General features: G+C 67.4%; 15 protein-coding genes. 8 read left to right on the plus strand and 7 right to left on the minus strand.

Annotation, left to right across the window (positions count from 1 at the left end):
• Positions 1-165: 165 nt before the first annotated feature.
• The 5 genes from EO170_RS16120 (at position 166) to EO170_RS16140 (ending at position 13,088) form a co-directional block, all read left to right on the plus strand.
• Positions 166-2,655 carry a family 20 glycosylhydrolase gene (locus EO170_RS16120; RefSeq protein ID WP_241239457.1) on the plus strand — a complete coding sequence of 830 codons (2,490 nt, stop codon included), beginning with the start codon at positions 166-168 and terminating at the stop codon, positions 2,653-2,655.
• Positions 2,656-2,676: 21 nt separating this feature from the next.
• Positions 2,677-5,367, plus strand: a complete 2,691-nt coding sequence (locus EO170_RS16125; protein WP_164741071.1) for a glycoside hydrolase family 2 protein — start codon at positions 2,677-2,679, stop codon at positions 5,365-5,367.
• A 689-nt stretch (positions 5,368-6,056) separates the two neighbouring features.
• Positions 6,057-8,717 carry a glycoside hydrolase family 3 C-terminal domain-containing protein gene (locus EO170_RS16130; RefSeq protein WP_126946450.1) on the plus strand — a complete coding sequence of 887 codons (2,661 nt, stop codon included), beginning with the start codon at positions 6,057-6,059 and terminating at the stop codon, positions 8,715-8,717.
• 440 nt (positions 8,718-9,157) lie between these two features.
• Positions 9,158-10,609 carry a glycoside hydrolase family 125 protein gene (locus tag EO170_RS16135; RefSeq protein WP_115677704.1) on the plus strand — a complete coding sequence of 484 codons (1,452 nt, stop codon included), beginning with the start codon at positions 9,158-9,160 and terminating at the stop codon, positions 10,607-10,609.
• A gap of 136 nt (positions 10,610-10,745) precedes the next feature.
• Positions 10,746-13,088: a GH92 family glycosyl hydrolase gene (locus tag EO170_RS16140; protein ID WP_126946453.1), complete on the plus strand. Its 2,343-nt coding sequence runs from the start codon at positions 10,746-10,748 to the stop codon at positions 13,086-13,088.
• Here EO170_RS16140 and EO170_RS16145 read toward each other — a convergent pair.
• Positions 13,018-13,515: a hypothetical protein gene (locus EO170_RS16145; protein ID WP_164741072.1), complete on the minus strand. Its 498-nt coding sequence runs from the start codon at positions 13,513-13,515 to the stop codon at positions 13,018-13,020. The two genes, EO170_RS16140 and EO170_RS16145, sit on opposite strands and share 71 nt — an antisense overlap.
• A gap of 41 nt (positions 13,516-13,556) precedes the next feature.
• Between EO170_RS16145 and EO170_RS16150 the strand changes: the two genes are divergently transcribed.
• Complete coding sequence (locus tag EO170_RS16150; protein ID WP_126946459.1) at positions 13,557-15,404, plus strand: beta-galactosidase family protein; 1,848 nt, start codon at positions 13,557-13,559, stop codon at positions 15,402-15,404.
• Positions 15,405-15,722: 318 nt separating this feature from the next.
• A complete protein-coding gene (locus tag EO170_RS16155; RefSeq protein WP_104648211.1) occupies positions 15,723-15,938 on the plus strand; it encodes a hypothetical protein in 216 nt (71 codons plus the stop codon).
• Between the two features lie 304 nt (positions 15,939-16,242).
• Here EO170_RS16155 and EO170_RS16160 read toward each other — a convergent pair whose 3' ends face one another.
• A complete protein-coding gene (locus EO170_RS16160) occupies positions 16,243-17,622 on the minus strand; it encodes an alpha-L-fucosidase (protein ID WP_126946462.1) in 1,380 nt (459 codons plus the stop codon).
• A gap of 111 nt (positions 17,623-17,733) precedes the next feature.
• On the opposite strand from EO170_RS16160, the gene EO170_RS16165 reads away from it, so the two are divergent.
• On the plus strand, positions 17,734-18,846 hold the full coding sequence (locus EO170_RS16165) for a sialidase family protein (RefSeq protein WP_126946465.1): 1,113 nt from the start codon (positions 17,734-17,736) through the stop codon (positions 18,844-18,846).
• Positions 18,847-19,747: 901 nt separating this feature from the next.
• Here the strand turns inward: EO170_RS16165 and EO170_RS16180 are convergent.
• The 5 genes from EO170_RS16180 to EO170_RS16205 form a co-directional block, all read right to left on the minus strand.
• Positions 19,748-20,479, minus strand: a complete 732-nt coding sequence (locus EO170_RS16180) for a copper homeostasis protein CutC (RefSeq protein ID WP_104584622.1) — start codon at positions 20,477-20,479, stop codon at positions 19,748-19,750.
• A complete protein-coding gene (locus EO170_RS16185; RefSeq protein WP_104584712.1) occupies positions 20,476-21,540 on the minus strand; it encodes a N(4)-(beta-N-acetylglucosaminyl)-L-asparaginase in 1,065 nt (354 codons plus the stop codon). Before EO170_RS16185 ends, EO170_RS16180 begins: the two co-directional genes overlap by 4 nt.
• Positions 21,541-21,736: 196 nt before the next feature.
• Positions 21,737-22,264 carry a GNAT family N-acetyltransferase gene (locus EO170_RS16195; RefSeq protein WP_115677709.1) on the minus strand — a complete coding sequence of 176 codons (528 nt, stop codon included), beginning with the start codon at positions 22,262-22,264 and terminating at the stop codon, positions 21,737-21,739.
• A gap of 278 nt (positions 22,265-22,542) precedes the next feature.
• A complete protein-coding gene (locus tag EO170_RS16200) occupies positions 22,543-23,019 on the minus strand; it encodes a chemotaxis protein CheW (protein ID WP_126946471.1) in 477 nt (158 codons plus the stop codon).
• A gap of 35 nt (positions 23,020-23,054) precedes the next feature.
• On the minus strand, positions 23,055-24,242 hold the full coding sequence (locus EO170_RS16205; protein ID WP_126946548.1) for a chemotaxis protein CheB: 1,188 nt from the start codon (positions 24,240-24,242) through the stop codon (positions 23,055-23,057).

Here is a 24,242-nt window from a genome sequence, read left to right on the forward strand (position 1 = left end):
GCACACTCCCCGCGCCCGCCCTGCAGCGAACCACACCGATGCGTGGTTCCTGCAAAACAGCGCACGCACCCCGACGAAGCGTGCGCCAGTCCCTGCGTCATCCGGCATGGCTTTGCTACTGTGCGTGGCTGCCGTGTCTCCCCCGCCACACCGGGATGTGATTGCATGATGTCGAACTCCGCACCGAACCTGCGCTCACCATTCTCCAAGCGGCCGTTGCCGGGCAGCGTGTCGTCGCGCCCGCTGTCAGCGCGGCCACGTTCCTGGCGCCTGCTTGCAGTGACGTTTGCGGCGGTGCTGTTGGCAGGGTGTGGCCAGCGCCAGACGGCGACCGCGCCGGCTGCGGACCATCCCCGCACCACCTCGACATTGCCTGCGACCACCGCACCGCTGCCGCTGATTCCCGCCCCGGCCGAAGCCAGGCGCGGCAATGGCAGCTTCCGCGTCGGCACCGGCACGGTGATCTCCATCCCCACCGGCAATGCCGAGGTGCGCCGCAGCGCCGAGTCACTGGCCAGCCTGTTGCAACGCACCCGTGGCCTGACCCTGGAAGTGCGCACCGAAACCACGGCGTCACCGCACAGCATCCGCCTGGAGCGCACACCGCAGGCGCCGGTGGCGCACAAGGAAGGCTATAGCCTGGACGTGGATGGCAACGGCATCCGCATCGCCGCGCGCGATGGCGCGGGCCTGTTCTATGGCGCGATCAGCGCCTGGCAACTGATGACGCCGGACGCGCGCAAGGGCGATGTCGCCGTGCCGGCGGTGGCGATCCGCGACTGGCCGCGTTTCGGCTGGCGCGGCCAGCATCTGGATGTGGCCCGCCACTTCCACGACGTGGCCACGGTCAAGCATGTGCTCGATGCAATGGCCGCGCACAAGCTCAATGTGCTGCACTGGCACCTCACCGACGACCAGGGCTGGCGCATCGAGATCAAGCGCTATCCCAAGCTCACCGAGGTGGGCGCCTGGCGCACACCGCCGGGCGCCGGCCGGCACGGCACGCCGGAGCGCTATGGCGGTTTCTATACGCAGCAGCAGATCAGCGAGATCGTCGCCTACGCGGCCCGCCTGCATATCACCGTGCTGCCGGAGCTGGACATGCCAGGACACGCGCAGGCGGCGGTGGCGGCGTATCCGGACGACGTCGGCGTGCCCGGCCAGCGCACCCAGGTTGGCGTGGACTGGGGCGTCAATCCGTACCTGTTCAACACCAGCGAACGCAGCCTGCGCTTCATCACCAACGTGCTGGACGAGGTGCTGACCCTGTTCCCGTCGGCGTATATCCACATCGGTGGCGACGAGGCGGTCAAGGATCAATGGGAAGCCTCGCCTGCGGTACGCGCGCAGATGCGCAAGTTGGGGGTCAAGGACGCGCATGCGATGCAGGGCTGGTTCAACGAACAGCTTGCGGCCTACCTCACCAGTCACGGCCGGCGCATGATCGGCTGGGATGAAATTCTGGAAGGCGGCGTGCCGGCGAGTGCGTCGGTGATGTCGTGGCGTGGCACCGAAGGTGCGGTCACTGCGGCCAAGCAAGGCCACGACGTGGTGCTTGCGCCGGGCGACTGGCTGTATCTGGACAACCTGCAGACCACCCGCAGCGACGAGCCCAACGGCCGCCTGACCGTGCTGCCGTTGTCCAAGGTCTACGCCTTCGACCCGGTGCCGAGCACACTGACTGCCGAGCAGGCCACGCATGTCCTCGGCGCGCAGGGCGCATTGTGGTCCGAGTACATTCCATCCAGGTGGCATATCGACCACGCGCTGTTTCCGCGGCTGTCCGCGGTGGCCGAAGTCACCTGGTCGCCTGCGGCTGCGCGCAACTGGAAGGATTTCCTGGCGCGCATGCCGGCCCAGCTGCAGCGCTATAAAGCGTTGGGCATCGACTACAGCGACGGCGCCTTCGCCGCCGATATCGCATTGGAAGGCGGCCCCAACCCGGTGCTGGCCGGTGGCCCGGCCAAGGTGGCACTCGGCACCCAGGCCGGTGCGGGCACGCTGCACTACACCACCGATGGCAGCGATCCCACGCCGGCATCGCCGCGCTACGAGGCGCCGTTCACGATCCAGCTGCCGACCACGGTCAAGGCCACCGCCTTCGATGCCGGCGGCACCGCGCTGGCGGCCACGCGCAGCCGCACGTTCGAGCGTGCCGGTCTGTTGCGCGTGGACACCCAGGGCCTGCGCGATTGCGTGCAGATCGGTGCGCTCGGCCTGCGCCTGCCGTTGTTGCCGGAGATGACCGGCGCCGACACGCCGGTCTACAACGTCGACCTGTTCCATGCCTGCCGTCTCTATCCGCAGGCGCGCCTGGATGGCATCGGCGCGATCCGCATCGAGGCTGCACGCCTGCCGAACAACTTCGGCCTGGCGCACGAGCAATCCAAGGTGGTGCAGTACCCGGCCAAGACGCGCCGCGGCGAGCTGGAAGTGCGCCTGGGCTGCGAGGGCGAGCTGGTCGCCAGCGTGCAATTGCCCAATAGCGCCACGCTGGGCGAACAGTTCACGCTGGAAACCGCACTGCCTGCACGCACCGGCATCCACGATCTATGCCTGCGCTTCACCGCGCCGATTCGCGGCCCGTTGTATGCCATCGGCGCCGTCCAGTTGATTGAAACCACTGCGCAGGCGCCTCCCGCCGCCACGCGCTGATCCATCCAAGGAGAGTCACCCATGCCCCTGTCCCGCCATCGTTGCATTCCTGCCCCCGCCCGCCTCGGGCTAGCCCTGGCCTTTGCCATCTCGCAGGCCTGGGCGGCTCCGCCCACGGCAACGCCCCTGGACAGCGGCTGGCAGGTGCGGTTGGTGCCGGGCCAGGAACAGGCCAGGACGTATCCGAAAGCGGCGGCCTGGTTGCCGGCGCAGGTGCCGGGCGCGGTGCAGACCGATCTGATCGCCGCCAAGATCGTGCCGGACCCGTTCTATCGCGACAACGAGGGCAAGATCCAGTGGGCGGGCCTGAGCGACTGGCAATACCAGACCCGCTTCAACGTGGACGCGGCCACGCTCAAGCGCGCGCATGTCGAGCTGGTGTTCGACGGCCTGGACACGTTTGCCGAGGTCACCCTCAACGGCAAGCCGCTGCTGAGCGCCGACAACATGTTCCGGCAGTGGCGGGTGGATGCCAAACCGCTGCTCAAGCGCGGCGACAACGTGCTCGAGGTCAAGCTGTTCTCGCCGATCAAGAAGATCCAGCCGTGGCTGGCCAAGCAGCCGTACGCGCTGCCGGGCGCCTACGATTCGGCCTTCGGCGACGAGCCCGAATCGCGCCACAGCTCCACCTACGTGCGCAAGGCGCCGTATAGCTATGGCTGGGACTGGGGCCCGCGCATGGTCAACGCCGGCATCTGGAAGGATGTGCGCGTGGAAGCCTGGGATGCGGTGCGCGTGGACGGGCTGCATATCGCCCAGCAACGCGTCGACGCCGACAGCGCGCAATTGCAGGCGCAGCTGGAACTGCAGGCCGGCCGCAGCGGGCCGGTGCAAGTGACGCTGGACGTGCTGGGCCCGGATGGGCAGAAAGTTGGGCAATTCACCCAGCAGGCGGTGGTCGACCCGGGCCAGAACCGCATCGATCTGCCGGTGCGTATCGCCAAGCCCAAGCGCTGGTTTCCGGCCGGCTACGGCGCGCAGGACCGCTACACCTTCGTGGCCAGCGTGCGCGACGCCGATGGCGACAGCCAGCAGATCAAGCGCGTCACCGGCCTGCGCTCGGTGGAGCTGCGCCGCGAAAAGGACACCTGGGGCAAGAGCATGGAGATCGTGATCAACGGCATCCCGATCTTCGCCAAGGGCGCCAACCTGATCCCGCTGGATGCCTTCCCCGCGCGCGTTACTGCCGAGCGCATGCGCAGCACCTTGCAGGATGCGCGCGATGCCAACATGAACATGCTGCGCATGTGGGGCGGCGGGCATTACCAGGACGACCGTTTCTACGAGGTGGCCGACGAACTGGGCATCATGATCTGGCAGGACTTCATGTTCGGCGGCGCGGTGCCGCCGTACGACGTGGAGTTCCGCGAGAACACCCGGCAAGAAGCAATTGAACAGGTCAAGCGCCTGCGCGACCATCCCAGCATCGTACTGTGGTGCGGCAACAACGAGGTGCAGACCGGCTGGGAAAACTGGGGCGACCGGGTCAAGTTCAAGCAGTCGGTGGACCCGGAAGAACGCAGCCGCATCGAGCGCGGCATGACCACCTTGTTCGGCACCGTGTTCCGCGAGGTGGTGGCCACCTACGACAGCGACGTGCCGTACTGGTCCACCTCGCCGGGCACCAACTTCGATGGCGCCGCCGACCAGGCCACCGATGGCGACATGCATTACTGGAAGGTCTGGGGCGGCCCCGCGCTGCCGGTGACCGAATATCTCAATGTCACCCCGCGTTTCATGTCCGAGTACGGCCTGCAGTCGTTCCCGGACATGCGCACCGTGCGTGCCTTCGCCGAACCCGGCGACATGGACCCGGAATCGCCGGTGATGCGCGTGCATCAGAAGTTCGACAAGGGCAACGGCAACAAGCGGCTGATGCTGTACATCCGTCGCGAATTCGGCGAGCCCAAGGATTTCGAGAGCTTCGTCTACCTGAGCCAGCTGATGCAGGCCGAGGGCATCAACCTGGCCGCCTCGCATCTGCGCGCCGCGCGCCCGCAGTCGATGGGCTCGTTGTACTGGCAGCTCAACGACGTGTGGCCGGGTGCGTCGTGGTCCAGCGTGGACTACTACGGCCGCTGGAAGGCGCTGCAGTACCACGCCCGCCGCTTCTATGCGCCGGAGCTGATCGCCGCATTGCGTAACGACAAGGGCCAGACCGAGGTGTCGCTGGTGTCCGACCGCACCACTCCGCTGGCGGCCCGCTGGCGCATGCGGGTAATGGGCATGGACGGCAAGCTGCTGAGCAAGCGCGAGGAAAAGGCCACCGTCAAGCCGCTCAGCAGCCTGCAGGTGGGCAACTTCAGCGACAGGCAACTGCTGGGCAGTGCCGATCCGAAACGCACTTACGCGGTGTTCGAATTGTTCGATGGCGAAAAGCTGCTGTCGCGCGAAGTGGTGTTCTTCGCGCCGGCCAAGCAGCTGGCCTTGCCGACCGCGAAGATCGACAGCCAGTGGCGCGCCGATGGCGATGGCTATGCGCTGACGCTGTCCAGCGACACGCTGGCGCGCGAGGTGTGGCTGTCGTTCGGCGACCTGGACGTCAGTGTGGCCGATAACGCCTTCGACCTGCTGCCGGGCGAACCGCTGACGCTGCACGTGTCCAGCAAGCTGCCGATGGCGCAGGTGCAGTCTGCGTTGCAGGTGCGCGACCTGGCATCGACGCTGGCAGGCGCGCCGCCGGAACCGCCGGAGGCAGCGGCGGCGAAATGAGCGGCGAGCTGGCCCTCATCCGCCCTTCGGGCACCTTCTCCCGCCAGGCGGGAGAAGGACGCGATCTCCGCCCATGCATGCGCTTGGTCCGCGTCTGCATCTCACGCGTAGGGCGCCTCCCGCCCGGCGGGAGAAGGACTGCCTGTCCGCTCGTGCATGCGCTTGTTCCGCGGATGCGTTTCGCGCGTAGGGCGCCTCCCGCCCGGCGGGAGAAGCACTTGCTGTCCGCTCATGCATGCGCTTGTTCCGCGAATGCGTTTCGCGCGTAGGGCGTCTCCCGCCCGGCGGGAGAAGGACTCGCTGTCCGCTCATGCATGCGCTTGTTCCGCGAATGCGTTTCGCGCGCATGGCGTCTCCCGCAGATTTGGTTTCCTGTCATACGCACTCTTCGCACCCTTGCATCGCATCCACCTTAGGAAAACGACGTGATCTCCTGCCGTGCGTGCCCTCTCCCAAGGCGCGCCCCTCTCCTCCCTCGCGCGGCCTCGTCCCGCGTTGGCTGTCCTTCTCCCGCGGGCGGGAGAAGGTGCCCCGCAGGGGCGGATGAGGGCCCGCCGCGGTAACAGCAACATCCACCACGGGCGATGGCGCGCATGACGCCGCCACGCCAGATCCTCAACCCGCCGCAGCCCCTGCGGCAACACCAGAACGACGCCGGGCGAATCTCGCCGCTGCGCAGGAGTGAATCGATGTCATCCGTGTTTGTATCGCGTCTTGCCATGGCACTGGGGCTGAGCCTGGGCGTGCCCTGCATCGCGCACGCCGCGCCCGCCGACCGCAGCAGCACGCCGGAGCAGCGCGCCGCCGCGCTGGTGGCGCAGATGAGCCGCGAGGAAAAGGTCGCGCAGGCGATGAACGATGCGCCGGCGATTCCGCGCCTGGGCATCCCCGCCTACGAATGGTGGAGCGAAGGCCTGCACGGCATCGCCCGCAATGGCTACGCCACGGTGTTTCCGCAGGCGATCGGCCTGGCCGCCAGCTGGAACACCGCGTTGATGCAGCAGGTGGGCACGGTGGTGTCGACCGAGGCGCGCGCCAAGTTCAACCAGGCCGGCGGCCCGGGCAAGGACCACAAGCGCTATGCGGGCCTGACCATCTGGTCGCCCAACATCAATATCTTCCGCGACCCGCGCTGGGGCCGTGGCATGGAAACCTACGGCGAGGATCCCTTCCTCACCGGGCAACTGGCGGTGGGCTTCATTCGCGGGTTGCAGGGCGAGGACCTCAATCACCCGCGCACCATCGCCACGCCCAAGCACATCGCCGTGCACAGCGGCCCGGAGCCGGGCCGGCACAGCTTCGACGTGGACGTGTCGCCGCGCGATGTGGAGGCGACCTACACGCCCGCCTTCCGCGCCGCCTTGATCGACGGCCAGGCCGGCTCGGTGATGTGCGCATACAACTCGCTACACGGCACGCCGGCCTGCGCCGCCGACTGGCTGCTTAACGGCCGCGTACGTGGTGACTGGGGCTTCAGGGGCTTCGTGGTGTCCGACTGCGATGCGGTGGACGACATGACCCAGTTCCATTACTTCCGCCCGGACAACGCCGGCTCCTCGGCCGCATCGCTCAAGGCCGGGCACGATCTCAACTGCGGCTACGCGTATCGCGCCCTGGGCACGGCCATCGCACGTGGCGAAGTGGACGAAGCCCTGCTCGACCAGTCATTGGTGCGCCTGTTCGCGGCGCGCTATCGCCTGGGTGAGCTGGAAGCGCCGCGCAAGGATCCGTATGCCAGGCTCGGCGCCAAGGACATCGACAGCGCGACCAACCGCGCATTGGCGTTGAAGGCCGCCGCCGAGTCGATCGTATTGCTCAAGAACGATGCCGGCACCCTGCCGCTGAAACCCGGCACGCGGCTGGCGGTGATCGGCCCGAACGCCGATGCCCTGGCGGCGCTGGAAGCCAACTATCAGGGCACCTCCTCCGAGCCGGTGACGCCCTTGCTCGGCCTGCGCCAGCGCTTCGGCACCCAGCAGGTGAGCTATGCGCAAGGTGCACCGTTGGCCGCCGGCGTGCCGGGCATGATTCCGGAAACCGCGCTGCGCAGCGACGACAAGCCGGGATTGCGTGGCGAATATTTCGACAACGTCGAGATGACCGGTGCTGCGCGCGTGGTGCGGCAGGACCGTGTGGTGAGTTTCAACTGGGACCAGGTCGCACCTGCCAAGGGCGTGCCGGCCGATCGCTATGCGGTGCGCTGGAGCGGCGAGCTGCTGCCGCCGAGCGCGGGCGACTACACGCTGGCGGTACGGGTGGCGCGCTGCTTCGATTGCGCCGGCCACGATCCGGTGCGGCTGTACATCGACGACAAGCTGGTGGTCGCCGGCAATGCCGAAGACAAGCACGTGCCGGCCGGCATGCATAACGCCGATGGCCGCAGCGTGGAAACCGTGCTGCACCTCGACGACACCCGCCCGCGCAGGATCCGCCTGGAAATGGAGCACCGCGGCCAGGACCAGGGCCTGCGCCTGGAGTGGCTGGCACCGGCGGCGGCGCAACTGGCCGAGGCAGAGCAGGCGGTGGCGCAGGCCGATGCGGTAGTGGCTTTCGTCGGCATGTCGCCGGATGTGGAAGGCGAGGAACTGCGCATCGACGTGCCCGGCTTCGATGGCGGCGACCGCAACGACATCGCCCTGCCCGCTCCGCAGCAGGCGCTGCTCGAACGCGCCAAGGCCTCCGGCAAGCCGCTGGTGGTGGTGCTGATGAGCGGCAGCGCGGTGGCATTGAACTGGGCCAAGGCCCATGCCGACGCGATCGTGGCGGCGTGGTACCCGGGCCAGTCCGGCGGCACCGCGATCGCACGCATGCTGGCCGGCGACGACACCCCCGGCGGGCGCCTGCCGGTGACCTTCTATCGCTCCACCAAGGACCTGCCGCCCTACGTCAGCTACGACATGAAGGGCCGCACCTACCGCTACTTCAAGGGCGAGCCGCTGTTTCCGTTCGGCTATGGCTTGAGCTACACCAGCTTTGCCTACAGCGCGCCGCAGCTGTCCACGGCAACCCTGCAAGCTGGCAGTGCGTTGCAGGTGACCGCCACCGTGCGCAACACCGGCACGCGCGCCGGCGATGAGGTGGCGCAGGTGTATCTGCAATATCCGCAGCGCCCGCAGTCGCCGTTGCGCAGCCTGGTCGGCTTCCAGCGTGTGCACCTGCAGCCGGGCGAGCAGCGCACGCTCACCTTCACCCTCGATGCGCGCGCCCTGAGCGATGTGGATCGCACCGGGCAGCGTGCGGTGGAAGCCGGCGATTACACGCTGTTTGTCGGCGGTGGCCAACCCGGTACCGGCGCGGTCGGCGAGGCGGCAGCGTTTTCGATCTCGGGGCGCTCGCCATTGCCGAAATGAGCGGTTGGGGGTGCGGCAGGCAACGGCGTCGGCTGTGAGGGCCGGCGCCTGTTGCATGGGGCAGCGGAAGGACGTTGCGGTCGGCGACATTGCCCGAGATCAGGCGAGGCGGCACGCGCAGGCTCCGCTACCAGGCCGGTCGGCGCCGTGCCGGCCTGCCGATCCCGCCGCACGTTTCCACCGCGATGACCGTGGTTGCACGGCAGCCAGGCGATGTCGTACGACCGCAATAGACGTGGACCAGCCACCACCACCACTGCCGCAGGCCACGCATACGGCGCCGAATTGTGCGGACGCACTATGCACATTCGGCGCACACGTTGTATGGTCATCGGGAATTGGTCATGCATAGGTCTCATCATCGGCCGGGCACGTGATGCCGCCGATGGAACGATGTCCGCTGCGTCGACCGCTTGCTGAAATCCAGGGAGTTCCAGCTCATGCACACCCGCCGCGACATCCTTCAGCTGCTCGGCGCCAGCGCGGGCGCCGGCTTGCTGGCCGGCGCACTGCCCGCGTTTGCGGCCGGCACCTCCACGGCCGCCGGCACCTTCGTCAGCAAGCGCCCACCCAAGCCGCAGCGCCGCTTCGTCAGCAAGGCGGTCGAGCAGCAGATCGTGCAGATCAAGGCGCGCATCGCCGATCCCGAGCTGGCCTGGCTGTTCGAGAACTGCTACCCCAACACGCTGGACACCACGGTGGAAACCGGCACCCGCAACGGCAAGCCGGACACCTTCGTCATCACCGGCGACATCCACGCGATGTGGCTGCGCGACTCCTCCGCCCAGGTGCATCCATACGTGCCGCTGGCCAGGCGCGACCCTGCGTTGCGGCGCATGTTCCATGGCCTGATCCAGCGCCAGGCCGCCTGCATCCGGCTCGACCCGTATGCCAACGCCTTCCTGCCCGATGGCCAGACCCAACGCCTGAAGTGGTCGCTCAACGACATCACCGAGATGAAGCCCGGCGTGGGCGAGCGCAAGTGGGAAATCGATTCGCTGTGCTACCCGATCCGCATCGCGCACGAATACTGGCGCGCCACCGGCGATGCCGCCCCGTTCGACGACGACTGGCGCGCGGCAATGCACGTGGTGGTCAGGACCTTCCGCGAGCAGCAGCGCAAGGACAACCGCGGCCCTTACGTGTTCCAGCGGCCCTCGCCGCTGGCGACCGAAACGCTGGTGCTGGAAGGCTACGGCCAGCCGACCCGGCCCAACGGCATGATCCACTCGATGTTCCGCCCCTCCGACGATGCCTGCGTGTATCCGCTGTTCGTGCCGGCCAACCTGTTCGCGGTGGCCTCGCTGCGGCAGCTGGCGACGATGAGCACGGCCTTGCATCGCGATGCCGCGTTCGCCGCCGACTGCACCGCGCTGGCCGACGAGGTGGAAACGGCAACGCGCCAGTTCGGCCAACTGCGCGACAGCGACGGCCAGGCGTACTGGGCGTTCGAAGTGGACGGTTACGGCAACCAGTTGTTCATCGACGACGCCAACGCCCCCGGCCTGCTCAGCCTGGCCTACCTGGGCTGCTGCGACCGCGCCGACCCGGTGTTCCTGCGCACCCGCCAGCTGGCCTGGAGTGAACGCAATCCGTACTTCTCGCGCGGCCGTGCGGCCGAAGGCGTCGGCAGCCCGCACAGCGGCATGGGCACGATCTGGCCGATGTCGATCATCCAGTACGCGCTGGTCAGCGACGACGATGCACAGTTGCGCCAATGCCTGCAATGGCTGAAGACCACCCACGCCGGCACCGGCTTCATGCACGAAGCCTTCGACAAGGACAACCCGAGCACCTTCACCCGCGACTGGTTCGCCTGGGCCAACACCTTGTTCGGCGAACTGATCATCGACCTGCACCAACGCAAACCCCAGCTGCTGCGCAGTAGCTGATGGTTCGAAGCGCGCGATCTGCCATCCCGGGCAGAAACGGCGCAGCGCTTGATGTTCCCTTCTCCCGCCGGGAGAAGGTGCCCGAAGGGCGAATGAGGGTGCCTCGGCATCGGCCCGCAAATTCAGAGACCACACCATGGCAACACGACGCGGTTTTCTTCAAGGCGCCATCGCAGCAGCCCTGTTCGGCAGCACCGGCCTGCCCGGGCTTGCCCGCGCACGCGCCGGCAACTACGCACTGCCGGCCGATGCGCGCGCCCGCGCCGAGCTCACGCGCCATGTCGATGTGTTCATCGGCACCGGCGGCCATGGCCACACCTTTCCCGGCGCGACGCTGCCATTCGGCATGGTGCAGCTGAGCCCGGACACCTACAACGCGGTCTGGGATTCGTGCTCCGGCTACCACGAGTCCGACGGCTCGATCATGGGCTTTTCGCACACGCATCTGTCCGGCACCGGCATCGGCGACATGCTGGACGTCCTGCTGGTGCCGGCCACCGGCGAGGTCAAGCTGGTGCCGGGCACACTCGATGCGCCGGACAGCGGCTACCGCTCGCGCTACGACCACGGCGATGAAGCCGCCTCGCCCGGCTACTACCGCGTGCGGCTCAAGGACAGCGGCGTGCATGCCGAGCTCACCGCCACCACGCGCGCCGGCCTGCACCGTTACCACTTCCCCAAGGGCAAGCCGGCGCACGTGCTGCTGGACCTGTGCCACGGCATGCAGGACAAGCCCGGCATCCCCACCCGCGTGAGCGATGCGCAGCTGCGCGTGGTCGATGCACAGACCATCACAGGCGGGCGCCGCGTCCACCAGTGGGCCAAGGGGCGCTACATCTACTTTGCCCTGCGGCTGTCGCGGCCGTTCGCCAGCGTGCAGCTGTACGACGAAGATCAAGCGCTGCCTGCCGGCACGCGCAGCCGCGACGGTACCCACCTCAAGGCGGCGTTGCACTTTCCCGATGCATCCGACGCACCGCTGCTGGTCAAGGTCGGCATCTCCGCCGTCAGCGCCGACAATGCGCTGGCCAACCTGGATGCCGAGCTGCCCGATTTCGACTTCGCCCGCGTGCATGCGCAGGCCGTGGCTGCCTGGGAGAAGGAACTGGCACGCGTGCGCATCGACAGCGATGACGATGCGCAACGCCGCATCTTCTACACCGGCCTGTATCACAGCCTGCTCGCCCCCACACTCTTCAGCGACGTGGATGGCCGTTACCGCGGCATGGACCTGCAGATCCACACCGCCCCCAAGGGCTATCACAACTACAGCACCTATTCGCTGTGGGACACCTACCGCGCCGCGCACCCGCTGCTCACCCTGGTGCAGCCCGAGCGCGTGCCGGACCTGGTGCAGTGCCTGGTGCGCGGCGCCAACGAATGCCCGGACGGCGTGGGCATCTGGCCGCTGCAAGGCGTGGAAACCGGCTGCATGATCGGCTACCACTCGGCGGTGGTGCTGGCCGAAGCGCATGCCAAGGGCTTCACCGGCATCGACTACACAGCCGCCTGGCCGGCCTACCGCAAGCGCGCGATGGACGACACCACCCACGGCCTGGCGGACTACCGCAAACTCGGTTACATCCCCGCCGACAAGGTGGACGAAGCGGTCAGCCGCACGCTGGAATACGCCTATGACGACTGGGCCTGCGCGCACCTGGCCCAGGCCGCTGGTGCCACCGATGATGCACGCGCACTGCGCGAGCGCTCGCGCAACTACCGCAACGTGTTCAATCGCGACAGCGGCTTCGTGCAGGCGCGGCTGGAAGACGGCAGCTGGGCCACCCCGTTCGACCCGCGCGGCATGGGCCACATCAGCAAGTGGCGCGACTTCACCGAGTCCAACGCCTGGCAGGCCACCTTCCTCAACCAGCACGACCTGTACGGTTACATGGACCTGTACGGCGGCCGCGACGGCTTCGTGGCCAAGCTCGACGAACTGTTTTCCACCAGCTCCGAGCTGCCGGCCGATGCGCCACCGGATATCGACGGCCTGGTCGGCCAGTACGCGCACGGCAACGAGCCCAGCCATCACGTGGCCTATCTGTTCGCCTACGCGGGCCAGCCGTACAAGACCCAGGCCATGGTGCGCCGGCTGCTGCGCGAGCAGTACCACGATGCGCGCAATGGCCTGTCCGGCAACGAGGATTGCGGGCAGATGAGCGCCTGGTTCGTGCTCAGCGCGCTCGGGCTGTACGCGGTTGACCCGGTCAGCGGCAACTACGTTCTCGGCAGCCCGCTGTTCAAGCGCGCAGAACTGGATATCGGCAACGGCCGCACGCTGCGCATCGTGGCCAACAACAACAGCGCGCAGAACGTCTATGTGCAGTCGCTGACCTGGAACGGCAAACCGATCAACCGCAGCTGGATGCGGCATGCCGATCTGGCCGCCGGCGGCACGCTGGAATTCACGATGGGCGCCAAGCCGAATCCGGCCTTCGGCGCGAACAAGGAGGATCTACCGCCGTCGTTCGCATAGCGTACTTGCCCGGCATCGCGCCAATCGCAATGGGAGGCCGCCCTTCCCTTTCCCGCAGCGGGAGGCTTGCTTTTCCTTCTCCCACAAGCGGGAAGCTTGCCTTTTCCTTCTCCCGCAAGCGGGAGGCTTGCTTTTCCTTCTCCCGCGAGCGGGAGGCTTGCCTTTCCTTCTCCCGCAAGCGGAAGGCTTGCTTTTCCTTCTCCCGCAAGCGGAAGGCTTGCTTTTCCTTCTCCCGCGAGCGGGAGGCTTGCTTTTCCTTCTCCCGCGAGCGGGAGGCTTGCTTTTCCTTCTCCCGCGAGCGGGAGGCTTGCTTTTCCTTCTCCCGCGAGCGGGAGGCTTGCTTTTCCTTCTCCCGCGAGCGGGAGAAGGTGCCCGAAGGGCGGATGAGGGCCAACACGCAAGCGGCCTCACGCAAAAACCAATCCACCCCCATCGTCACCAGTCACTCGTCACCGCCGGGAATCGTCCATGTTGCGTAGCACCCTCAGCCCCCTCGTCCTCGCCCTCGCGCTGGCACTTCCCGCCGCCGCCAGTGCCGCCGACACCCACGCCGACACCTGGCCCAGCTTCGGCACGCAAGGCACGCAGTTCGTGCGCGACGGTAAGCCGTATCAACTGCTCTCCGGCGCCATCCATTTCCAGCGCATCCCGCGCGCCTACTGGAAGGACCGCCTGCAGAAGGCGCGCGCACTGGGCCTGAACACGGTGGAGACCTACGTGTTCTGGAACCTGGTCGAACCGCAGCAAGGCCGGTTCGATTTTTCCGGCAACAACGACGTGGCCGCGTTCGTGCGCGAAGCGGCCGCACAAGGCCTCAACGTGATCCTGCGTCCCGGCCCCTACACCTGTGCCGAGTGGGAAGCCGGCGGCTACCCGGCCTGGTTGTTCGGCAAGGACAACATCCGCGTGCGCAGCCGCGACCCGCGTTTTCTGGCCGCCAGCCAGGCCTACCTGGATGCGGTGTCCCAACAGGTGCGTCCGTTGCTCAACCACAACGGCGGGCCGATCATCGCCGTGCAGGTCGAGAACGAATACGGCTCCTACGACGACGACCATGCCTACATGGCCGACAACCGCGCCATGTACGTCAAGGCTGGCTTCGACGACGCCTTGCTGTTCACCTCCGACGGCGCCGACATGCTCGCCAACGGCACCTTGCCGGACACCCTGGCGGTGGTGAACTTCGCACCCGGCGAGGCCAAGAGTGCGTTCGACAAACTGATCAAGTTCCGCCCCGGGCAACCGCGAATGGTCGGCGAATACTGGGCCGGCTGGTTCGACCATTGGGGCAAGCCGCATGCCAGCACCGATGCCAAGCAACAGACCGAAGAGCTGGAGTGGATCCTGCGCCAGGGCCACTCGGCCAATCTCTACATGTTCATCGGCGGCACCAGTTTCGGCTTCATGAATGGTGCCAATTTCCAGGGCAACCCCAGCGACCATTACGCACCGCAGACCACCAGCTACGATTACGACGCCATCCTGGACGAAGCCGGCCGCCCCACGCCCAAGTTCGCGCTGATGCGCGAGGCCATCGCCCGGGTCACCGGCGTGCAGCCGCCGGCACTACCGGCACCGATCGACACGGCGGCCCTGCCGGAAACGCCGCTGCGCGAATCCGCCTCGCTGTGGGACAACCTGCCCGCACCGATCGCCATCGACACCCCACAGCCGATGGAGCACTTCGGCCAGGACTACGGCTACATCCTCTACCGCACCACCGTCACCGGCCCGCGCAAGGGGCCGCTGTACCTGGGCGAGGTGCGCGATGTGGCGCGGGTGTACGTCGATCAGAAGCCGGTCGGCAGTGTCGAACGCCGGCTGCAGCAGGTCTCCACCGATGTGGATATTCCTGCAGGCCAGCACACACTGGATGTCCTGGTCGAAAACAGCGGCCGCATTAACTACGGCCCGCGCATGGCCGACGGCCGCGCCGGCCTGGTCGATCCGGTGCTGCTGGACAACCGGCAGCTCACCGGCTGGCAGGCCTTCCCGTTGCCGATGCGCTCGCCCGACAGCATCCGCGGCTGGACCCGCAACGCCGTCGCAGGCCCCGCCTTCCATCGCGGCACGCTGCGCATCGGCACACCGGCCGACACCTACCTGGACATGCGCGCCTTCGGCAAGGGCGTGACCTGGGCCAACGGCGTCAACCTGGGCCGCCACTGGGCCATCGGCCCGCAGCGGGCGTTGTATTTCCCGGCCCCGTTCCAGCGCAAGGGCGACAACACCGTGGTGGTGTTCGACCTGGACAGCACCGCCAAGCCCGGCGTGCGCGGCCTGCAGCAGCAGGTGTGGATCACGCCGAAGGAGTAGGGGGCAGACGGATGGCCGGCGGCTGACGCTCGCGCACCCGCCGGCTTGGCAACCGCAGGCCGCCTGTGCGTGTCCGCCGATGGGCCAAACCAACCGCCAGGCAACCCGCCTGGCGCTCCCGGGGCTGGCCGGCCTTCAGACTACCGCGCGCCCGCCGCTATCTGAAGGTCAACTGCCCGCATAGGGTCTGCTACCTGTGCGGTATCGGACTGATCGCATTCCAGGCAAGATCACCGGCTCACGCCGTTGTGGAAGGCAGTGGCGCATTCCCGTCGTTCCATCGGGCGACGGTCAGTTCGTGAGTTCCAGGAGCGTTTCATGTCGTCGTCCACCGTTACGCAAGACCCTGTCTCCGCGGTTCCGGAGCAGACCCAGCACGCGTTTGCCGAACACGTCCACAGCAAGCCCGCCCCCGGCCAGCCGATCGGCAGCACCGAAGCGGCGCACCTGATGACCTTCCTGAGCCAGACCCACTCGGCCAGGCAGCCGCAGATCCTGCTGCCGCCACAGGAACGCGACGACAGCGCCGCCTGAGCCCAGCCGCGCGCCGGCGACAGCATGTCTGCGGTGCCAGCGGCCCGGATCACGTGAATGCATCGAGCGCTGCGCGTCGCCCATGCAGCAGACACTGCACACCGTGTCATCTCGATAACGGCCTGCGCGCGTACGACTGAGTCCTTGCGACACCAGTGCGCAATCTCTGCGTCGCCGGCGCACCGTGGCGCGCGCAACCGCTGTGCGATGCCACCTGTCAACGCATGGCCAACCGGCTCCCGGTCGGGAGCCGGTCCGGGCCATCGGCACGTTTGCCCAGCGCCTACAACCCGATCAACCGCGCTCAGCGCGTCGCCGCACCCTTGCCGGTATTGAACAACTGGAACTCGCGGATATGCACCGCATCCGCACTGGACTGGATATTCAGGCGCACCCGCGAGGCGGTCACCGGCGCGAAGTGATCGATCTTCATCCGCCCGATCGCCTGCGCCTTCGCCAACGGCACCCACTTGCCGTCCTGCCAGGCTTCCACCGCGTATTTCTGCACCAGCTGGCCGTCGTTGATCCACTCCATGCTCAGCGCACTGTCGAAGGTCACCGGCTGCTTGAACTGCAGCTCCAGCACCGCGCTATGCGAACCGGCCGGCGCACTCCAGAACGTCTCGCGATCGCCGTCCACTGCCGCGTCGATGCCGTCGGTCTTCTTGATGTTGCCGGCCACCAGATTCCTGTCTGCGCCGTAGCGCGCCTGCAGCGCCTGGCCAAGCTCCTGCAGGCGTGCGACGTCGGCTTCCGGCAACAGGCCGCGCTTGTCCGGCGCGAGCCCCAGCACCAGCTGACCGCCCAGGCCGACGCTCTTTTCCCAGATCTCCACCAGCTCGTCGACACTCTTGAGCGTCTGGTCGCTGTTGGGATGCCAGAACCACTGCAGCTTGTGCAGCGGCGTATCCACTTCCACCGGGCGCCAGCGCAGGTAGCCGTGGCGATCGATCACGTTCCAGTTTTCGCCTTCGATGAAGCCGGCCTCGTTGCCCACCCAGCGCACGTCGCCGTACTCGAACAAGGCGGTATCGGCAAACACCATCGCGTTGGCCTGGTAGGTACGCAGTTCTTCCATGTACTTGTCGAAGTTGTACACGTGACCGGCGCTGCCGGCGCCGTCCAGCCACCACTCGGTGATCGGGCCGTAATGCGAGGCCAGCTCCACCAACTGCGCAGCGTAGAACTTGTCATAGGCCTTGGAATCGGCATATTTGGGCTCGTGGCGATCCCACGGCGACAGGTACACGCCAAAGCCCATGCCTTCCTTGCGCACCGCATCGCTGGTGAGCTTGACCAGGTCGCCCTTGCCGCCCATCCACGGACTGTTCTTGACCGAATAGTTGCTCTCGGCGGTGGGCCACAGCGCAAACCCGTCGTGGTGCTTGGCCACCAGGATCACGTACTTCGCACCGGCAGACTTGGCCGCGCGCGCCCACTGGCCCGGATCCACATTGGTCGGGTTGAAGGTCTTGGCGCTGACGGTCCCGTCACCCCACTCCTGGTCCAGCCAGGTGTTGGGATTGAAGTGCACGATCACGCCGAATTCCAGATCCTGCCAGGCCACCTGCTGCGGCGAGGGTTTGACCTCGGCAAAGTTCTGCGCGATGGCGGTGGGCAGGGTCAGCGCGGTCAGGCCGAGGGCGGCCAGCCAGCGTAACGGGGAGAGCGGGTGTGATGACATCGCGGGTCCTCGCAGTGGTCGGCGACCACGGCCGCCTGGGATGACCAGAGCATATGGTATTTAATAGATGATAAATAGGTATCTTTAAAATCCGCACAGGATTGGACCACGATGCATCCGTCACGTCTGTCGACCTGCCTGGTCGCAAGCCTTGCCGCCTTCGCCGTCCACGCCGAACCGCGCATGCCGCCGCCCTCGCCCATTGTGCTCAGCGAGTTCATCGCCGACCCCGCACCGACGCCACAGGCGCACGCCTCCACGCTTCTGGAAACCCGCGCCGGCACGCTGCTGGCGGCCTGGTTCGGCGGCACGCACGAGGGAGCGGCCGATGTCGGTGTCTGGCTCGCGCAGCGCGGCGTGCGGCAATGGCAACCGCCGCGACGCATCGCCGACGGCGCGCATGCCGGCGCGGATGGCACTGCGTTGCCGGCCTGGAATCCGGTGCTGTTCCAGTCCAGCGCCGGCCCGGTGCAGCTGTACTACAAGCTCGGCCCCAATCCACGGCAGTGGTGGGGCCTGCGCATTACCTCGGATGATGACGGTGCGCACTGGTCGCCACCGCAGCGCCTGCCCGACGGCATCCTCGGCCCGATCAAGAACAAGCCGGTGCAATTGCCGAACGGACGCATCCTTTCGCCCAGCAGCAGCGAAGACCGTGGCTGGCGCGCGCATCTGGAATGGAGCGACGACGACGGCGCGCATTGGCAACGCGGCATGCCGCTCAATGATCCGGCGGTGATCGGCGCGATCCAGCCCAGCGTCCTGCTGCATGCGGACGGGCGCGTGCAGGTGCTCGGGCGCAGCCAGCAGGACAAGGTGTTCAGTACGTTCTCCAACGACGGCGGCCTGCACTGGCAACCGATGCAGTTGCTGGACGTGGAGAATCCCAACGCCGGCACCGACGCGGTGATGCTGCGCGACGGCCGCGCCCTGCTGGTCTACAACCCCGGCATCGCCGGCAAGCACTGGTGGGACGGTCGCGGCACGCTTGCGGTGGCGCTATCAACCGATGGCGTGCACTGGCAACGCGCCCTCACGCTGGAACACAGCGCAAAGGACGAGTTCTCCTATCCGGCGGTGATCCAGACCCGCGATGGTCTGGTCCATATCAGCTACACCTGGAAGCGCCAACGCATCAAGCATGTCGTCCTGGATCCGACACGCCTTGGCAGCGAGGCAGATGACACGAGATCGCCGCAGTCATTGCCGGAAAGTGCGCAGTAGATCGAACGGTCGAGGGCACGGCGCCCTCATCACATACGGGACACGCCTTGAATCCGTCTGTGGAGGCTTCTCGGCGGCATCCCTCATGCTCTGCTTGCAAACAGGCACACCGACCATCTCGACTGGTCCTTGCCCGCTCACCGTCGCGGGACCCTGAGCGACATGGATGCCGCGCCGGAGCCTACAAGGACGTACTTGCGGCGTGTCCCGCGATGGTGGGCGGGCAAGGGCCCTGCAACGAAGCAGCAGATCAAACGCGTTGCGTTCGCTTCTTCCACAGTGCCCCGTCTAAGCTCAACACAGCATGCTCCTGAGCGTTGCTGCCGTTTCAACGCAAAAAAGCCTGGTTGGTCGAGGGCGCGATGCCCCTCACCACTTCCGGGACACGCCGTGAATCCGTCCGTGGAGGCTTCTCGGCGGCATCCATGCCGCCACGGGTCCAGGAACCAGCAAGGACATCGCGCCTCCTACGTTGGTCGTGCACTGATGGAACTGCACAAGCAACTCGCCGACCGCCGCTCCTGCGCTTGTCCACGCATACCGACCATTTCGACTGGTCCTTGCCCGTGCACCGTTGCGGGACCTTGAGCGGCATGGATGCCGCGCCAGAGCCTACAAGGACGTACTTGCGGCGTGTCCCGCGATGGTGGGCGGGCAAGGGCCCTGCAACGAAGCAGCAGATCAAACGCGTTGCGTTCGTTTCTTCCACAGTGCCCCGTCTGAGCTCAACACAACATGCTCCTGAGCGTTGCCGCCGTTTCAACGCAACAAAGCCTGATTGGTCGAGGACCCGGCAGCCAAACTACAGATCCCATGCTACGCCTTCACTTCACCTGGATTTGCCAGCCACAGTGTGCAAGGAGGTCCCGGATCACATGCTCCACCATCGGGACACAGCGCCTCACAGCTCCTGCAACAACCCCACAATCCGTCGCACGCGCGCCACATCGGTACGCTGGTAATCGCCACCCAGGTCGGAGATGTACGCATGCGGCGCATGCACCTGCGCCGCAACCGGCCCGCGTGAGGAGGCATGGAACTCGCGCGCGCCCGTACCGTTACGCAGCGCAAGCACGTTGCTTTCGGACACGCCCGCACCGGGCATGATGCTGATGCGGTCGCCCGCCTGCTGCACCAGCGCTGCGATGGTGTCGATCCCTTCCAGCGCGCTCGCACGCGCACCGGAGGTCAGCACGCGCTCGCACCCCAGTGCGATCGCATCTTCCAGCGCACGCGCCGGATCGGCGCTGACGTCGATCGCACGGTGGAAGGTCACACCCAGCGACCCGGCTGCGGCAATCAACACCCGCATCGTGCCCATGTCGACCTGCCCATGCGGATCCAGCGCGCCCAACACCACGCCATCGCAGCCCAGCCGCACGCACTGCTCCACATCGCGCCGCATCACCTCGACCTCCGCCGCATCGAAGACGAAGTCGCCCACGCGCGGACGGATCAACACATACAGCGGAATCTGCAACCGCTCACGCACCACCGCCAGCGTGCCGAACGACGGCGTCAGCCCGCCGCCGTCCAGGCCGCCGCAGAGCTCGACCCGCATCGCACCACCTTCCTGCGCCGCCAATGCCGAACCCACCGAATCGGCGGCCACCTCCAGCCCCGACACGCTCATGCCGCGGGCTCGGTGGTGTAGTGGCTTTCGCCGGGCACCAGCAGGTCCTGCCGCTGCGCATCGCAGACCGCATAACTGAAACCCTTCTGGATCGCGAACGCCCCCACCTCGCCGCGCTTGTTCATCGCCAGAAATCCGACCTGCAAGGTGCGGGTGAGTTCGGGCTTGCGCCGGATCAGCCGCATCACCACCTCGCGGCAGGCATCGGCCGGCGACTTGCCCTGGCGCATCATTTCCACCACCGCAAAACTGCCGACATTGCGGATCACCTCTTCGCCGACGCCGGTCGAGGTCGCGCCGCCCACCTCGTTGTCCACGTACAGGCCTGCACCGATGATCGGGCTGTCGCCGACCCGGCCGTGCATCTTCCACGCCATGCCGCTGGTGGTGCACGCGCCGGACAGGTTGCCGTGCGCATCCAGCGCCAGCATGCCGATGGTGTCGTGGTTGTCCTTGCCGCCCGGAAGCTTGGCATCACGCCAGGCGCGGTTTTCGATATTGGCTTCCGGCGAATACTTGGAGGTCTTCAACCACTCTTTCCACGCCGCTTCGGAGCTGGGCGTGAGCAGCTTGGTCTGCGGAAAGCCCTGTTCCAGCGCGAACTGCCGCGCGCCATCGCCAACCAGCATCACATGCGGGGTCTTTTCCATCACCGCGCGTGCCACCGAGATCGCGTGCACCACGTCTTCCAGCGATGCCACCGCGCCGCAATTGCCCAGATGATCCATGATGCAGGCGTCCAGCGTCACCCGCCCGTCGCGGTCCGGATAGCCGCCCAGGCCGACCGTGGGATTGCTCGGGTCCGCTTCCGGCACGCGCACGCCCGCTTCCACCGCATCCAGTGCGATACCGCCATTGCCGAGGATGTTCCAGGCTGCCTGGTTGGCGGCAATGCCGAAATCCCAGGTGGAAATCACCCGCGCCGCGCCGCGCGGCAACGCGGCAACGCGTCCGCCCGTGCCGGCACCGACGGCCGCCTGCGCACGCGCGCCCCACCCGGCCAGGCCGGAAGCGATCGCACCAAGCGTGGCGCTCTTGAGGAAGTGACGACGTTGGATCATCCGGGCGAACTCCATGCAGGAAGAAAACAGGCAGCCGCACTGCGCGGCAACAGCCTTCCATCATGCGGGAGCGCCGCGCGCGGATAAACCGCCTTGCGGCGCTGTCGGCTGCGGATCCGCGCACAACCAGCGCTGCATCGGGCCTGCTGCATGCGCGCCGCTGCCGGGCTGCCCCCACGATCAGGGGCGAAAAGACTCACCCGCCACAGGCGTCAGCGTCATCGCGCAACCTGCTGGTCAACACATGGTCGCGCCAGACGCCGTTCAATTGCAGATAACGGCGCGCATAGCCTTCGATCTGAAAGCCCAGCCGTTGCAGCACGCGCGCACTGCGCAGATTGTCGGGGACGTATTGCGCCATCACCCGGTGCAGGCCAAGCGGGCCGAACGCAAACGCGATGCCCTGCGTGGCCGCCCACTGGATCAAGCCGCGCCCCTGCTGCTGCGCATCCAGGCCGTAACCCAGATGACAGCCCTGGAAGGCACCGCGCTGGATCTGGGTGAGGCCGACCGTGCCGATCACCTGCGCCTCGCGCAGCAACACCAGTTGCAATTCGCGCTCGCCGGGCACCGCGGTGCGGTAGGCGATGCTCAGCCGACGCCAGCCGTCGGTGGTGTAGAACGCCGGCGGCCGCAGCGGCATCGCAGCGGCCAGATGCGCGCGATTACGGCTGTGGTAGTCGGCCATCGCCGCCGGATCGACGACGGCCAGATCGCACAGCATCACACCGTCGGCGTGCTGGACGGGTGCGAAGACGGGAAGGCTCGTCACGGCCGCGGTCGCGCCGTGCGCGCGGCATGCGTGCTGTGTGGATCAGGCTGATGCATACAGATCACGCCCCTGCTAACGGCCGCCCACAGGCAGCAAGAGATCTCAGGCATCGGCCATGCCGGCACCCATTGCACCCAGCAACGGCGATGCCTGGCCGTTGCTGCGCCCATCCCGCCCTTCATCGCGACATCGCCGGCAAGCCGGCAGTGTCGTCGTCCAGCAACGGCGTGTTACGCGGCAAGCGCCGCCAGCACCTGCGCAAGCTGCGCTTCGATCGCGTCCAGGTTCGGCAGCAATGCGCTCTGCTCGCCCAGCAGCACGCGCATGTGCACGCCGTCGGGCAGCGCATCTTCGGACGCATCGGCCAGCAGGCCATCGCGCGGCACCGAGATCAGCTGCGGGAACGAAGCGGTGAGCAAGGCGAAGTACGGCAGCGCCGGATTGCCGCCCAAGGCCTTGAGCACGATCACTTTGTTGTTGACCGCGGTCGGCTCGTCGCCCATGCCGCTCAGACGCGCGAACGACAGCAGCGGCACCTTCCAGCCATACCAGTCGATGCGCCCGACCACCCAGCGCGGCATCTCCGCCATCGGCTCGACCGCCACCCGCGACATCACCTCGGCCACCGTGGCGTTGGGCAGCAGCACGCGCTCGCTACCGGCCTGGATCAGGACGCCGCGGATTTCGTCATTGTTGGCGTAGCTCATCGCACCTGTTCCGATCTTGAGAGGAAGCGCCCGGCTTACGCCGGCCAGCGCTGTGCCAACGCCCGCGCCAACTGCGCAGGGTCGCCGGTCAGAATGCCCTGACGCGCCAGACGTGCCGCCGCGGCCGGGTCGTAGCAGCCGTCGGCGGATTGACCCGCCAGCCAGCCGCCCTGCTCGGCCAGCGCCAGCGCTGGCTCGACCAGCGCCTCGTTGGCGCCGCTGAGCATCAGCACCGCACTGTCGGCCGGCGGCAACGCGGCCACCAGCCCGGCCGGATCGGCCTGCGCGACGAATGCCAGCGCGCCGTCATGGTGCTGCACGCCGATGTCGTCGGACAGCACATAGACCCTGCCCGGCGTAATCACCTGGCCGGCTTCGCCCAGGTCGACCGGCAACGCCGACACGCGTCCCATCTGCCGCACCAGGTTGCCGTACTGGCCGCCATCCAGGGTCATGCGCACCAGCACGGCGCGCGGAAACTCCGGCGGCAGCGCAGACAGCAGGCGACGGATCGCATCCGGGCCGCCGATGCCGGCCAGCACCAGCACCGCACCGGTGGTCGTACCGACCTGATCCAGCTCCACCAGCGACAGCCCGCCGGTCGACAGCGCGTCCATGTTCAATTCGGCGCGCGGGCGCACCACCACCGCGACCTCGTCGACCAGGCCCCAGGTGCTGGAATCGCCCAGCGTCAGGGCCGGTTTGTCGGCCGCCGCTGCGGCCTCGGACGTGCCCGCGCCACGCGCGAACAAGGCATCGCCGGGCACGCTGTCGAACGCGTGCGCGGCTGCCTGCAGATGCTGGTCCAGTTGCAGGTCCGAGTGCTGCCGCGGCGCCAGTTCCAGGCCCGGTTCGGGATGCAGCGACGGCTCGCTCTCGGTGCCTGGCGGCAATACGTCGGCATGGCCATGCAGCTTGGCGGCCAGATGGCGCACCCAGCGCTGCGCTTCCCAGCCCTCGCGGCGCACGGTCAGCTCGGCCTCGTCGAAGATCACCGTAACGCCGGGCATGTTGAAGGCCGGCTCCAGGGCTTCGAGCGCGTCTTCGATCGACGGCTCCAGCGCGACCAGCACCGCCACCGGCTCGGCATCGCGCAGCATCTGCACGTCCACCGCCGCCGGTTCGTCTTCCAGCACCACGTGGGCGCCGGCCAGGCCGAGCGCTTCACGCAGGCGCTCGCGCGCCTGCCCGGGCCGGCCCAGCAGGGCGACCGGAGTTCCCAT

This window comes from Xanthomonas sp. BRIP62409 (assembly GCF_003992965.1).
GTDB lineage: Bacteria > Pseudomonadota > Gammaproteobacteria > Xanthomonadales > Xanthomonadaceae > Xanthomonas > Xanthomonas euroxanthea.